The organism is Bradyrhizobium sp. Arg816 (assembly GCF_029989365.1).
Classification (GTDB): domain Bacteria; phylum Pseudomonadota; class Alphaproteobacteria; order Rhizobiales; family Xanthobacteraceae; genus Bradyrhizobium.
In genome coordinates this window covers 696669-713349 of record NZ_JAPRAQ010000001.1, presented here as the reverse complement: position 1 = coordinate 713349, position 16681 = coordinate 696669, and the positions used below count along the sequence as shown (strand labels likewise).

Sequence of the window (16681 nt, the reverse complement as noted above, 5' to 3'; positions counted from 1 at the left end):
AGGATCTGAAATGCGCGGACCATCTGCGACGCGAGACAATAACGAGCTGACGACGCTGCGGAGGCTGGCGCGCTTCCGTTCTATGTCATTGCTCTGCGCGATGCAGATGGTCTTCCTGCCGGTGTTCAGCATCCGCCTGCAGGCGCAGACGGCGAACGTGATCGTTCCTGATGGACGCACCGGCACCAGCTTGCAGACGTCGGGCAGCGTCACCAACGTCACGACGTCGACGGTCTCGGGCAACAACGCCTTCAACTCGTTCTCGCAGTTCAGCGTCGGGCAGGGCAACACCGTCAATCTGCAGCTGCCGACCGGGACGCAAAACCTCGTCAACATCGTTCGCGACGCCCCGGTCTACGTCAACGGCACGCTGAACTCCTACATGAACGGGGCGATCGGCGGTAACGTCTATTTCGCCGATCCCAAGGGGTTCGTGGTCGGCCGCAGCGGCACGGTCAATGTCGGCAGCCTCAACGTCTCGACGCCGACACGCGAGTTCACCGACAGCCTGATCGGCGCGGGCGGGCAGATCAACCAGTCGGCCGTCGGCAATCTCATGGCCGGCTCGTTCCCGGTCTCGCCCGACGGCAACATCCGTATCTATGGCCGCATCAACGCGATCGACGGCGTCCGCCTGACCGGGCAGAACGTCTTTGTCGGCGGCGCCAGCCAGCGCGACACCGCCAATCTCGATCACGCCGCGAAGTTCGCGGCTTCCGTCAACTCGAAGGGCTTGCGCAGCGCCAGCTCCATCACCGTCAGCAACGGCTCGATCCATATCGGCGCCGCCAACAACGCCAGGGTCAACCGGCGTCTCACCGCGCACAGCAAGACCTCAACGCCGAGCAACATCACCGTTCAGGCCGGCAACAACATCGATATCGGCAGGAACGCCAGGCTGAACATCGCCAGCAAGACCGGCGATGCCGGCGAGATCCGGCTGAAGGCGGCCCAGAACCTGACGGTCGCGGGCGGGGCCAAGTTCAACGCCAGCGCGAAGACGGGCAATGCGGGTCTCGTCGATTTCAGCGCGAACGGCATCATCGACATCGGCCAAGGCATCAAAGTCAACCTCAGCGCGGCAAACGGCAAGGCGGGCACGCTGCTGATCGATCCGACCGACGTTGTCGTCGGTGATGCTGCCCAAGGCGACACCGGCGTGACGCTTTCGAACAGCTCTGTCGTGGCTGCGCTCAATGGGCTCAGCGCCGGGGCCAACTACCTCATCCAGGCTGATCATTCCGTCACGCTCGCCGCGCACGCGGTGATCGATGCCCGCCGTCTCGATGGCTCAGGCCATTCGACCGGCAACGCCAACAACGTCACCATCGACGCGCCGAACATCGACATCAAGAATGGTGCGCAGATCCTGGCCCAGGCGGTCAATTTCGGCGGAACCACCTACACCGACGGCAACGTCGCGCTGACGGCAACGGCGAGCGACATCAAGCTGTCCGGCCAGGCCACCGCCGCGACGTCGATCACGGTCGATGGCAAGATCACCGGCGGCATCATCTCGATCAGTGCGACGTCGACGGCCGTGTCGAGCTTCCTGAACGGTTCGGTGGCCGGTGATTTCGCGCTTGTCGGCTCGACGCTTGCCGCCTCGCTGCTCGGGCTCAATGGCGGCTATGTCGCGGCAAGCGCCACCGCGACCATCAACATCAACAGCCATGCCGACATCAACGGCCGCGGAGATGTCACCATTTCCGCGCATACCACGGAGACCGCGTCGGATCCGGCGGTCGCCTCCACCTTGCTCGGCAGCCTCACGCCGGTCGCGGCCGGTGTGGTCGTCGGCAAGATCGACGGCACTGCCACGACCAACGTGGCCTCGGGCGCGACGGTCAACGCCGGCGGCAACCTCGAGATCAAGGCGCTCAACGATGCGACCATCGCCATCTCGGCCCTCGCGGCGTCGACGAGCGCGCAGATTGTCCCGACGGTGGCCTATTCGACGGGATCGGTGACGACGACCGCCAACGTCGCGACCGGCGCGCATATTGCGGCGGGCCTGGTGAACACGACCGGCAGCACCTTGAAGGTGCGCGCGATCAACAACAATTCGTTCTCGACCAGCGCAACGTCGGTTGCCGCGCCCGGGACGGGGGCGAGCGGTGCTGTCGGCGGCGCGTTCGCCATCAGCGACATCACGACGTCCGCGACCGCAACGCTTGGTGCATCGCTCGGAACCGATGTCAACAACCGAATGAACGGGTCCGTTCTGGTCGAAGCGACGTCCGACACCACGCTCAATTCCACGATGGCTTCGTCCATCGCCGGCCTGCCGGCACTGATCGCGGCAATCGAAAGAGGGCTGCGTGCCGTCACCGCGCCGACGTCGATCATCAGGGACCATATGGGTTCGCTGGTGCCTCTGAACTTCGATTTCAAGGTCGCAGGCGCGCTGTCGCTGGCCAACAGCACCCAGAGCGCGACCGCTGCGATCGCGCAAAATCCGAGCGGCGGCGCGCCGAGCATCTATGCCAGCGGTAACGTTGCTGTTGCCAGCAATGTCATTGATCGCGGCGTTCGCAGCAATGCGACGTCCAGCGCGATCACGAAGGACCCGGTGTCCGGCGAGAGCACCGCGATCAGCGCGGCCGTCGCCTGGGGCAATTTCACGCATAATTCGAACGCCTATGTCGGCGGCGGAGCCCTGGTCAATGCGGCGAATATCGCCGTCGATGCCACCACCGAATTGCCGATCACCAACACCTGGCTGAAGTGGGATGGACTGGGTGCGGTTCTGAGCCACCTCAACGGCAATCTCGGCGTCGGCGGCAATATCCTCACCAGCTACGCCAATGCCACCGCGGACGCCGGCGACACGATCGGCATCGCCGGTTCGCTGAACCATTTCGTCGTGAACAACAACACGACGGCGTGGGTGGCCGGCAGCGCGAGCCTGACGGCAACCTGCGCGACCGCGGCCTGCGGCAGTGGCACCGGCTGGTCGGTCGGGATGGACAATGGCGACGTCCATACCTACAACGCCAGCCTCCAGATCGCGGCCACCACGACCACGGCGTCGATCGACGCCGCCGGCAATGTCGGCACGCTCGGCTTCCTGTTCGGCAACACCTCGGGCGGCTCCTCCGTCGGCGGCGCGCTCAATCTCGTCCAGTTCAACACCAATACCATCGCCGGCGTTTCGGACCGTGCGACGCTGCGTGCGGCGGACGACATCGCCGTCAACGCGATCACTTCCGACCGGTTCGTCGCTGTCGCACCGTCGTCCGGCAAGGCTGCCGGCACGCTGGCGCTGAACGGTATCACGTCGCTCGGTTTCCTGAACAACACGACGCACGCGTCGATTTCAAGCCAGGCCACCGTCTACGCCCCGACCGTCGGCATCCTGGCGCAGCAGGACCTGTCGGTCGTGACGCTGTCCGGCGCGATGAGCTATAACGGGAGCGGCGGTTCAGCGGTTGGATTGTCGGTCGCCTATCTCGGCGCAAATACCGACACCTCCGCCTATATCGGCGACAACCATTCCGACATCCGGCCCGGCGTGTTCAGCGCCAACGATCCGTTCGCCGGCACCAGCGGCGGAAGCGGGGCGGTCAATGTCGACAATCTCACGATCAGCGCGACCACCTCCGGGCGCATCACCGCTGCTGCGGTCGCGGCAGCGGTCTCCGATCCGGCGTCGTCGAGCTTCTCCGACAAGGCGGGCGCCGCCGGCGCCGCCTCGACCGGAGGCACCGCCGGCGTGACGACGGCGGCGGGCAAGATCGGTTCGACCTCGGGATCGAGCACTAGCGGCTTCAGCCTCGATCTCGCCGGCAGCTCGTCGGTGAGCGACGTCTCGCTCGGCACCAGCGCCTATATCAAGAACACGACGGTCAACAAGTACACCACGGCCAGCGCCGTGCTGACCAACACGATCGTTCAGGCGCTGAACGACACCATGCTCAACAATGGTTCGGGCTCGGCGGCGCTCAATCTGGCCGGAGGGTCCGCCACGGGGGCTGCGATCGGCGGCGCGATCGCGGCGGCGATGTCGAACAATGCGACGCTCGCCTATATCTACGGCACCACCATGAACAACCAGAGTTCGGTGACGGTGCAGGCGCTCAATGGCGGCTCGGAGACCGTCGTTGCCATCGGCGTGGCGGGATCGAAATCCAATTCGGCGTCGCTGTCGGCCTCGGTCGGCATCATCACCGACAGCGCCAACGCCTATATCGAGAGCTCGACGATCACGGGGCAGGCGAGCGGCGTCAATCGCGCGCTCGAGGTCGACGCCTACCAGACCACGAACATCGCGATCGGCGGCGGCTCGCTCTATATTTCGGGCGGTCAGGCCGGCGTCGGCATCGGGCTGACCTATGCGTCGATCGCCGATCCCACGGGCGGAAATGCGACCGATGCGCATATCCGCAGCACGGCGATCTCGAACTACGACAGCCTGCTGGTGATGGCCGACAGCGCCAGCGTGATTGCGGCCGGTGCGGCCTCAGGCGGGGGCGGGGCCAGCGCGAACGGACTTGCCGGCGCGATCGTCGTCAGTGAGATCACACCGACCACGACAGCCTATATCAACAGCGGCGCGACGGTGAGCATCAATGTCGGCCGCGTGACGGTGCTGGCGGACAGCGGCGCCGTGTCAGCGCTGGATACGGCGCTCGGCAACCTCGTCAAGAAGTCGAACAACAATCATCTCGCCACGGACACCTGCACGGTCGCCGGTGGCACGGGCGGGCAGAACTGCATCGATTTCGGCGCGGCTGCGCTCAACGGGGGCACAGGTAACGGTCCGGGAGCGAGCATCGTCTCCGTTGCGGGTCTCATTCAGGCCGGCAAGAACAATGTCGGTGCCTCGATCGTCTACAACACCATCGCAACGACGCATTCGGCCTATATCGCCAACGTCCTGATGACGGCCGGCAGCAACGGCAATGTCAGTGTGAGCGCGGTCGATTCCTCGAAGATCCAGGCGGTCACGATCGGCTTCGGTCTGGCGACCGGGCAATTTGCCGGCGTCGGCGGCACCACGATCAGCAGCATCTCCAATACCGTCTCGGCGGCCATCGGCAACAGCCTGTCCAGCGCGACGCAATCGTCCGTCTCGGCCAAGAACATTTCCGTCTCCGCGACCGACAATTCCAGCATCACCGGAACCGCCGCCGTCGCGGGCGCCTCGACGCAGGGCAGCGCCGCGGGTCTGGCGCTCGTCTACAGCAGCATCGCCAACAATGTCAGCGCCGGCGTCACCGGCTCAAAGCTGACCGCCTCGGGCAACGTCGCAGTCGGTGCGAACTCGAACGCCAGCATCTCGACCGTTGCCGTCGGTATCGCGATGTCCTCGCAGGTCGGGCTGGCCGGCTCGGTCGCCACCAATCTGATGGGAACCAACGTCACCGCCAGCATCACCGCCGCCGGCACCAACGGTATCAATGGTGCCGACGTCACCGCGACCAACAACGTCGCCGTGACCGCCGGCAACAACGACAAGGCAGGCGTGTTCGCCGGCGCCGTGTCGATCAGCAAGGGCGCGGCCGGCGGCGCGGGCTCGTTGGTTACCAACCAGATCACGGGGACGACGGCGGCCTATATCAGCGGTGCCAACACCAAGGTCGACGCGCTCGGGACCAGCAGCACCGATACGCTGTCGGTCAACAACGGCACGCTCGTGCATGCCTTCGATCTCGGCACCGCCCATGCGCCGACCGACACCACGCCTGACCTCACCGAGAACCAGGACACCGTGCGCGGCCTTGCCGTCGTCGCGAGCTCGCACCAGGCGGTCGTCACCAACGTCGCGTCGGTCGCCGCGAGCAGCGGCATCGCCATCATGATCAACCCGATCACCAATGTGATGAGCGGGGCGACGAGGGCCTATATCGACAGCGCGGCAATCGACACGCGCCTGACCTCGTCGACGCTGGCGCCCCAGATCGAAGTCGCGGCATCGAGCTTCTCCTATTCCGGCGCGTTCGGCGCCGGCATCGTGGCGCCCACCGGCAACGGCGGCGGCGGTGCCACCATCATCAGCACCACGATGCAGCGCGGGACGTTCGCCTACATCACCAATGCCACGGTCGGCGGCGTGCAGTCGTCGAGCGCGACGGTCGGCGCCGTTACCGTGAAGGCCAATGCCGAGCAGGATGCGTCCTCGATCGCGATCGGCTTCAACACCGGCTCGGTCGGGCTGAACGTCTTCCAGGCGACGACGGAAGCCTATGTGGACGGCGGCGCGCTGACGGCTGCGTCACTCACGGTGAACGCGACCAACAACACCGGCATCTTCTCCGCGAACGGCTCCGGCGCCTATGGCAGCCAGGCCGCGATCGGCGCGGCCTTCCTGGTGCAGGTCTCCTCGAACCGCACCGAGGCCTATGTCGGCGACGAGTTCCACTATCAGGGCAATGGCGCGGCGCACACGACCGCGCTCAACCTGAGCGGCGCGCTCGACGTCGAGGCCACCACCAAGAACCGCTTCGAGGCCTATGCGATCGGCGGCGCGCTCTCGACCGGCACGGCGGCGATCGCCGGCATGGCGAATATCGAGATCGCCAACAACACCACCATCGCCGGCGTCTATGACACCACGTTGCGGTCGGTGACGGGCGGCGCGGCCGGTGCGGTCACCATCAACGCGACCGAGGACGTGGCGATCAAGGAGATCGCCGGTGCGCTCGCGGTCGGCGCGAGCGGGGCTGGGGTCGGCGTCGGTGCCGCCGCCAACGTCATCGTGTTCAAGAGCCAGACCATTGCAGAGAGCCGCAACAGCAATCTGAACTCGTTGGGCGCGATCAACGTCAATGCGCTCAGCACCAAGGAGGTGCTGTCCTACGCGGTCACCGCCGGCATCGGCGGCAGTGTCGGCATCGGTGCAACGGTCGGCGTCATCATCATCGGCACCAACACCGCCGACGCCGACACCCAGGGCCAGCAGACCGGCCAGCTCAACCAGAACGGCAACGGCACCATCGCGTCGGTGAACAACGGCACCAACAACTCGCATGGCAGCAACGCGGTCGCGAGCGGCACGGCCGGCAATCCGAACAGCGCCAATGTCAGCTCGACCTACGACGTCAGCACCGTCCTGTCCGGCGGCAACGACGCCGTCGTCGCGCAGATCGCGGGCGGCAACGTCACGGGCACGCAGGTCAATGTCACTGCCACCAGCGCCAACGCGGCCAAGATGTATCTGCTCGGCGCAGGCTTCGCCAAGAACGTCGGCATCGGGGCCGGCATCGGCTACACCAGCGTCAACAGCACCGTGCTCGCCAATTTGAGTGACTACGGACGCAACGGCTCCGGCGTGCTGGTGGCCGCAGATACGCCTTTGGCCGTCTCGGCACCGGTTGTCACCGTTGCGGCGGTCGTCAAGGACGCGACCACCGGACCTTATGCCGGCAAGACCATCGACACCGAGGCGATCGCCGGCGGCGCGGCGCTTTACTTCGGCGCCGATGCGGCTGTCGCGGTCGGCAATGTCAGCAACTCCGTGGCGGCGCTGCTGGGCGGCCAGATCACCGGCGCGAGTGGCACCGGCAATGGCGCCGCCGTCATGGCGCAGGATTCGACGACCCAGGTGGTCTTCACCGGCGGCGTCACCGGCGGCGCCGTGGCTGTCGGCGCTTCGGTCGCAACGGCAAGCCGCACGAGTTCGGTCGCCGCGAGGGTCCTGAACGGCTCCACCGTCAACGTCGCGACTCTGGCAGTTGGAGCAAGCGGCGCCGGCACCTTGTCGACGACGGCCACCGCGCTCGGCGGCGGCATCGTCGCGGGCGTCGGTGCGGATGCGGAGGCCCACGAGAACTCGTCCGTGCTGGCGGAGATCGGCGCCAGTGCCTCGATCACGACGTCCGCGACCGGCGTCGGCACGCTGGTGTCGGCGTCGATCACGCCCAATCTGTCGAGCGAGGCGATCGGCGTTTCGGTCGGCGGCGCTGCCGTCGGCGTTGCCATCGCCAAATCCACGGTCGGCGCCACGGTTACGGCCGATGTCGGCGACAACACGAGCTTCTCGGGCGGAGCGCTCGCCGTGACCGCCATGGCGCTGGTCCCGACCAGCGGCACGACGACCTGGGCCAAGGCACTCGCCGGCGGCGGCGGCTCGCTGATCGGCGCGCAGGGCAGCCTGGCCCAGGCTTCCGAGAACGCCACGGTGAGCGCCTATGGCGGGACGGGGATCCGGCTTCCCAACGCCAACGTGACCATCGCGGCCGAGAACGACAGCGCCCAATATGCCGAGGGGACGGGCCTTTCGACCGGGTTCCTGGCGCTCGGCGCCACCGTCGCGCAGACGTCGTCGAACGCGCACACCTATGCCTATCTGGGTGCGCCCGCGGATATGGATAATCTCAATCACGGCAATTACACGGGCATCCTCCGGATCACGGCGACCGGCACGGATACCAACGTCTCCAACGCGAAGGTCGGCGCGGGCGGCACCTATGCCGGCGCGGCGGCGGTCGCGACGACGAGCTCGACCGCCGTGACCAATGCGCGGTTCGACGGCGGCACGACGGACGACACGCTCTATTTCGGCGGCCTTCGCATCAATGCCAAGCACACCACGAATTACGCCGCGAGCGGCGACGCCTACCAGGCGTCGACGGCCGGCGTCTCGGCCGGCAAGGCGCAGAACGACGTCGACTCGACCACCACTGCCGAGATCGGAACTCACCTGATCATCAATTCGGCGGGCGGCAACATGGTCGTCATCGCCAACGACATCGTCAACCAGGGCGGCGGTGGCGCACGTTCGGGCTCCGGCGGCTCGTTCTCGGGGGCTGCGGCGCTCAGCGACTCCCACGTCACCCAGACCGTCAATACCAATATCGGCGCCGGCACGGTACTGAGCCTCAACGGCGATCCGCGGACGTCGGCGGCGTTCATCAACATCGAGGCCTACAACACGCTGAATACCAACGACACGGCCAGCCTGGCCACCGCCAGCTTCTTCGCCGGCGGCGGCGCCGAATCCAACATGACCGCGAATGCCACGCTCGCGGTCAACATCAATGCCCGCGAGCTGTTCAGCGTCGGCAAGATCTATATCGGCACGGCTGCAAAGATGGCGGCGGCGAACAACGCCAATGCCAGTCTCTACGGCGCGATCGCCGGCGTCGGCGCCAGCACCAACACCTGGGTTCACGCCAACCAGGCCGTCAACGTCGGCGCCGGCGCGAAGATCGCGGCCTGGCGCGACATCAACATCTATGCGGGCCTCGCCGGCGACGGCACCGTTTTCAGCAGCGTGCAGGCGACGGCGACGACGGTCGTCTACAACAACACCGCGATCCCGATCTCCACACTCTATCGCGGCACGGCCAATGCCGACGACACCACGAGCCTGACGCTGGCCTCCACCTCGAGCATCCTCGGCGCGCGCGACATCTATCTGGGCGCAACGCAAGGGCAGGTCACGGCGGCCGGCAACGGCAGCAACTACAATCCGTATCTGGACATCTTCAGCGCCAAGAACAGCGACAACCACAGCCACACCAGCGGAACCGGCGATGTCGCGCTCAATGGCCTGGTGGTGGCAGGCGTCAACAACGACTTGACCATCACGATCGAACTCGGTGCGACCGCGCCGACCCTGAGCACCACCAGTCCTTATTCCCTGCTGACAAACGGCTCTTCATCGGTCCTCGAACTGGTCTCCGACGTCAATCACTTCAGTCCGGTGATGAGCTGGAACCACCAGACGGTCCAGTACACCGTCGTCGGCAACTTCAATCCCTACCAGCTGGTGGTCAACCAGCTGGCGTCGCTGACCGGCCTGACCGAGTCGCAGGTCCGCTCCCAGCTCGCGGCGGCGACGCCCACGGCGCCCGCCAGCATGTCGCCGACCGGCACCGATCCGACCGGCGACAAACAGCGCCAGATCGACACGTTGATCAAGCAGGCGCCGTTTACCACCGACGCGCCCGGCAACGCCTTCGCGTTCGGCGACATCCTGGTGTCCGCCGGCAACGTCTCGATCCTGGCCCAGAAGCTGACCGGAAACAGCGGCACGAATCCGGCCCCGCCCGCGGTCATCGCGCGCAGCTCGCCGCTGATCAAGATCGAGAACAAGGGCCTCGACTTCATGAGCCTCGGCAATCTCACGGTCACCGATGTGACCGGAGGTAACATCACCTATCGCCAGATCGACCATGTCGACCCGGATTCGCATTCCAATGTGACCTTCACCGCGATGCCGAGCGCGACGCCGGTCATCGACGTCTCCGCCACCTACAATCGTCTGGACCCCGACAGCGGCCAGGGCATCGACCAGAACGGTAACGTGCTGACCCGCACGCCCGACATCTATTTCAACGGCGCCGTCAACAACGCCAACGGCCTGCTCAAGATCATCAACAATCTCGGCAGCGTCGTCGCATCGCAGTCGCTCAGTGCCGCGACCGTCCAGATCGTGGTGCCCAAAGGCACCTTCACCTTCCTCGGCGGTATCGGGAGCTTCTACGACAGCGGCAGCGCGGTCACCTCGCAATGGGCCAGCACCGAAAACCGGCCGGAAGACGCGCTGACGGCGGTGATGACGGCGGCGACCTATCTCGGCGCCTACGGCGACTACTATACCGCTCCGCATATCGGTTCGGGAACCGATCACCCCTATTTCTACTATTGCTGCGCCGACGGTAGCCACGGCGTGTATCAACCGGTCGGCAACGCCGACGCCAGCACGATCTTCACCGCGCGCATGCTGATGACCTATTACGACGGCCACTCGCTCTATTCGGCGATCTTCCTGCCGACGGGCCAGGGCACGCCTGGGAACACCAGCACTCCCGATGCGGGCAGCGTACCTGACGTCAATACCCTCAAGATCATCGAGGGCCAGCAGGACCTGCACAACATCGCCGTCGCTCCGTGGAAGAAAAACACTTATGACGGCCGGAACGTTTACACAGATAGCGATCCGTACAAGACGCCGTTCAACTGCCGAGATTGCGACGCGTTCTTCCAGGTCATCAACATCCAGCCGGATGCGATCACGCCGAAGACCGCGGATGCGCCGGCCACCGCGACAGCCACCCGGACCATCAGCGGTCAGGCGGTCATCATCTCGGCGTCGGTGATCAACATCAACGGCACCATCCAGGCCGGCTCGAGCAGCAATTACTCAGTCAACATCGGCGCCGCGGCGTACGATGCCATCTATGGCAGCAACGGCCTCAAGAACCGCAACAATGGCGCGGATTTTGCCGCGGCCCAGGCCAATGCACGGAACGGCGTCTATTACGACGTCTCGGGCTCAGTGACGGCGTCGGCCAGCGGCGACGCCAAGATCGGGGTCAGGTACAACGCTCTCACCGACCAGCTCATCCTGAATGGCGTGGCGCAGGGCGCGGGCGGCTACGTCTACCTCAACGGCAAGATCATCTCGACCTCGACCGACAACACCCAGACCCAGGGTAACATCGAGATCAAAGGCGGCGCCGGCACGGTCACCGTCAACAACACCAGCGGGCTCCAGCTGGTCACCAACACCATCAATACCAGCGTCACTGCCCAGAGCGTGGTCGAAATCGTCGACCAGCTCAAGGGGAAGACGACGTGGTATGTCTACGATCCCAAGGCGGCGAGCAACCAGCAGGTGACGAAATACCAGACCAACAGCGTCACCGCGGCCGCGATCGACCCGTCGATGCTTACGGCCAGGACCGGTACAGCGGGCGTCCAGTACGCGACGCAGGAGAACATGCTCTATCAATGGGTCGACACCGCGACGCTGGATCGTCCCACGACCAGTACGCAGTTCGACTACGGCTGGAGCTTCACGCCCAATCGGGACGGCCAGAACTGGACCCGCGCGACCAGCCTGGTTTCGGGCACGCAGACCAGCAACTACCAGAAGGTCACCACCGCCACCGGCAGCTATCACTGGGCGGGAGGCGTGAACCCGGACGGGACCCCCGTTGGACTCAACACCCACTCCAACGCTTGCTGCGGCGCAGATGCCCAGTACAACTGGTACCAGCAGATCTACGATCATCTGACGCTCACGCTGACCAACACCGTCAAGGCGTCGAACCCGATCAACATCAAGTTCATCGGCGGCAGCAGCAGCGACGTCGTGGTCAATTCGACCTCGGGCATCGTCATCAACGGGTCGATCAACAACCAGCAGGGCACGACGACGCTTGCCGCCACCGGCACCAACTCGTCGATCACCGTCGGCGCCAATGCCAACAACCCGGTGATCTCGGGGACGAGCGTGACGCTTCGGGGTGACGGCGGTATCGGCACGCTCGGCACCAACAAGGCTCCCGTCCAGGTGCAGATCTATGGCGGCAGCCTGACCGCCAGCTCGATCGACCGCGACATCGCGATCTCGGCGATCGGCGCGCTGTCGATCAACCAGGTCAAGGTGAATTCGGCAGGTGCGACGCCGCAGGGCAGCGTCTTCCTCTCGGCGACGGGCGACATCAACTCGGCCTCCGCCTACAACGTCGCCAATCCCGTCGTGATCGGCAAGAACATCGAGATCAACTCGACCTCCGGTGCGATCGGCGCGAGAAGCGCCGTCGTCAATGGCGCGTCCACCCTGACCAACATCAATCCGCTGGTGATCCAGGCGACGGGAACGACGCAGGCGAGCGGTGCCGTCGATGGCGGCGTTCTCGACAGCGCCTCGGCCACCGGCACCTACATCATCCAGTCCAAGGGTGATTTGCGCCTCGGCACGGTCCAGTCGACCGGCGGCCCGGTCTTCCTGGAGGCGGCGGGCTCCGACAACAATCCGGCCAACATCCTGAACGGCCGGGCGGCAGTTGGTCTGACCCAGGCGCAAAGCCAGCATCTTCAGGACGTCCAGGCCAGCCTCGACCTGCTCAGCGGCAACGCCGCCACCAACGCCGTCAACAGCTACCAGTCGATGGTGACGTCGGCCTACAACGACTACTTCCAGCTCAAGAATATCGCCTTCCCGAACGGCAGCACCTACAACCCGACCTCGGTGGGGCAGACGGTGCTGCGGGCCCAGGTGGCTGCCAAGCTCGGCATCGATCCCGCCAACGTTTCGACGACGCAGATGAAGGCCGAGGCGACTACGCGGTTCCTGCGGGATCAGTTCCTGCTCGGCAAGATCACCACCGACGAGCTCAAGACCTCGCTGACGACGTTGCTCGGCACCGCGCCCACGGATCCGCTGGGGACCGTGTTCGGCAGCTCGCTGTCGTCGACCCTGTTCACCAAGCTGTTCGACGGCGTGGCGACAGCCAATCAGCGCATGCCGAGCAATACGGCGCTGCAGACGGCGCTTGGCGCCTACAATGCGAATTACAGCTACACGCTCGCATCGACCGAGCGGGTCTACAGCATCATCACCGCGGGCTCGCAGTGGACGCAGAGCCAGCTCGCCTACACGGTCTCGTCGTCGGCCGTCGGCGCGGCACCGCCGCCGATCGACGAGAACGTCGTCGCCAATGTCAGCGCCAACCAGATCATGCTCTACGCGCCGCGCGGCTCGGTCGGTAATTCGGCAGCGCCCCAGACGTTCACGTTCACCAGCGTCGATTCCTCGTCGCTGACGCCGGAGCAGAGGGGCTTGCTCGCGACAGCCGGTCCCGGCCAGCTCACCGTCGGCGCGGTGACGGACCCGACGACCCATGTCACGACCTATACGGTCAGCCTGTCGCAGCAGAACCTCGTCGTCGTCGACAACCCGATCGCGATCTCGGCCAAGGCGCTGACGAACATCTATCTCGGCAGCAAGAACAGCCTCGCGCTCGGCGGCGTTACCGCGAACTACGGCCCGATCGCGGCCGCGCAGGCCAACGGCATCCAGGTGACCGGCCGCGGCGACGTCAAGCTCGACGCCGTCAACAGCATCTCCGCCAATGCAAGCGGGGCCGTGATTTCAGGCGATATCGGCAACCTGACCTTGATTGCGGAGCACGGCAATGTCGGTGCCCCCTCGGGAACCGCCGGGAGCAACCCCGCGAACAATACGAACGCGCTTCAGATCGCGTTCGCGGATCCGTCCAACGACCAGCTCGACCAGGTCTCGTCGGCGCAGGGCATCTACCTGAAGCAGACCACCGGCGATCTCATCCTCGGCAACATTGCCGCCGGCAATGCGATCCAGCTCGCGGCGACCGGCAGCATCTATGCCGAAGCCGGCTTCACGGACCGTACGGCGATCCACATCCTGGGCGCCGACCTCGATCTGCGCGCCGGCGGCAATATCGGCTTCAACGGCTCGACCTTCCAGCCGCTCCAAGTGAACATCTCCGGCGCGGTGACCGGCTCTGCGGTCGGCGACCTCAGCATCCTCGCCGTCACCGGCGATCTCATGGTCGGCTCGAGCGGCCCCTATGGGACGCTGACGGCCGGCGGCGCGCTGACGCTCAACGCTGCGCGCGGCGGGCTCACCGTCAATGCCGACATCACCAGCGGCGGCCTGATGCAGCTGCTCGCCAACCGCGGCATGAATTTCGCGGCCGGCACCAGCGCGGCGCCGGTGGTTGCGACCAGCAGCACGAGCGGTGTGACGCTGGTGGCCGCGACGCTGTCGATGGGCGCCTATTCGGCCATCAACGCGGCCGGATTGATCTCGGTGACCACCACGGGTGATGCGACCATCGGCCAGCTGAATTCGTCGCTGTCCTATGCGGCGGCCTCGAACGCGCCCTCGATCATCGTCACCGCCGGCGGCGTCGCCTCGCTGGGCGCGATCATCGACAATGGCGACGGCCAGACCAAGTTCGTCGCATCCGGCACCGGTGCCGAGCTGTCGCTGAGTGCATCGAACGGCATCGGCAACGTGACGAGCCGGTTGGCCCTCAGCGCCGCGCGGCTGTTGGCGAGCGCGAGCGGTGGCGACATCTACGTCAAGACGCTCACCGAGACCGAGACGAGCCTGCTATCCGCGGTGAAGGGCAGCGTGGACATCATCGGCACGGGCGGCCTGACGCTCGACCAGGTGGTGGCGGGCACGGCGACCGGCGCGAGCGGGTCATTCCGCGCCGTCGCGAACAATGGCAGCATTGTCATCGGCACCGCCGACAGCAGCGGCTCGCAGACGGTCCATGCCACGCAGAACGTGACGTTCAAGTCGCTCACGACCACCGGCAACAGCGGCGACACCGGCAACATCAGCGTCACCGCCGACAACGGCTTCATCCTGGCGCAGACCGTGGTGTCGGGCGGCGCGACCACGCTGGGCTCGGTCTCGGCCCACGGCTCGGCGACGCTGCTGGCCGCCACGACCATCACCGGCAACACGCTCGCCGCCACGACCGGCTCGGGCCTGCTGACCGCCGGCGGCCCGATCAACTGGAACGTCCTCAACACCGGGACGACGCTGGGCGCGACCGCGAGCCAGGGCAGCATCACCTTCCAGACCGCGCAGAGCGGCGGCACGCAGACCGTCCACGCCCATGACAACGTGACGTTCAACGCGCTGACGGCGACGGGCATCAACGGCGATGCCGGCAGCATCAACGTCAACGCGGATAACGGTTTCATCCTGGCGCAAACGGTGATGTCGGGCGGCGTGCCAACGCTGGGCTCGGTCTCGGCCCACGGTTCAGCGCGGCTGATCGCGGCGGGCACCAACACCGGTCACAACCTCACGGCCACGACTGGCAATGCAGTCCTGAGCGGCACCGTCGTTCATTGGGATAATCTTACTGCGGGCGGCACGCTCGACGTCACCGCGACGGCCGGAGGGATCACCGTTGGCACCGCCATCAGCGGCGGCACGCAGACCCTGCATGCCGTCAACGACATCGTCTTCAGCCAGCTCACCACGACCGGTATCCCGGGCGATGCCGGCGACCTCAACGTCAAGTCCGACATGGGCTCGCTCCGCGGCGGATCGATCACCGCCAACGGCGCGACGCGTTTCGATGTGGCCGGATCGGTCTCGTTCGACCGGATCAGCGGCGACGTCGTCAAGATGACCTCGTCGGGTGACCTGACGATCAACTGGGTCAGCGTCGTCCGGGAGCTCGACCTCGCGGCCGACACGATCAACGTCAGGGGCGAGCAGATCCGTTCCAACCCGGCGATCCCGCTGATCATGAACATCACCGGCTATAACGGCGGCGTCGCGAAGTCCGCCAACATCTCGATCGATCCGGACAGCATCGTCGTCAACCAGTTCAGGGTGGTGGATGCGAACTTCTGGACCGACGCGCACGCGGTCACGATCCTGAACGGCTATGTCCCGGGCCAGCTCATGCTCACCACCGCGACCCAGCAGGTGTTCCTGAACAACCGGACGCTGGCGCCGACCAACGGGCCGACGCTCCAGCTTTACCAGCCGGGCGGCGTGTTCACGATGAGCCAGGTCGGCAACGCCAATGTCAGCAACGCCTATGTGGTGTTCTACACCGACGGCGTCTCGGCCTCCGTCACCAACTATGGGCCGGGCCACACCTGCTGCTACGACTTCACCGGCGCCAGCATGGTGCGCAACATCGCGGTCGACGGCGAAGGCAAGGAGAGCATCGAGACCTGGCTGGCGAAGAAGGATGGCGGGACGTTCTATTTGCTCGGCCTCTCCGGCCAGGCGCGGCTCGACGCGCTGCTGACGCCACGTCCGGTCGAGACCATCGGCTCCGGTCCTGCCGTCAACATCGAGGGACTGAGCGATCTGCGCAAGCTGCGTCGTCACGGGCAGCGCACGGGTCGTCCGGGCTGGAAGGACGCTGCTGTCGAGATGGCGAAGCCGGCAGTTGGCCGTCTCGCACAGGCATGGTAA

General features: G+C 65.8%; 1 protein-coding gene. It reads left to right on the top strand.

What is annotated here, in order from left to right:
- Positions 1-10: 10 nt before the first annotated feature.
- Positions 11-16681 (top strand): leukotoxin LktA family filamentous adhesin, encoded by a 16671-nt coding sequence (locus OWC48_RS03180; protein WP_282518624.1) that lies wholly within the window; start codon positions 11-13, stop codon positions 16679-16681.

Coding starts and splice junctions, on each gene's coding strand:
- OWC48_RS03180 (WP_282518624.1), top strand. CDS start 11: ATGCGCGGACCATCTGCGACGCGAGACAATAACGAGCTGACGACGCTG.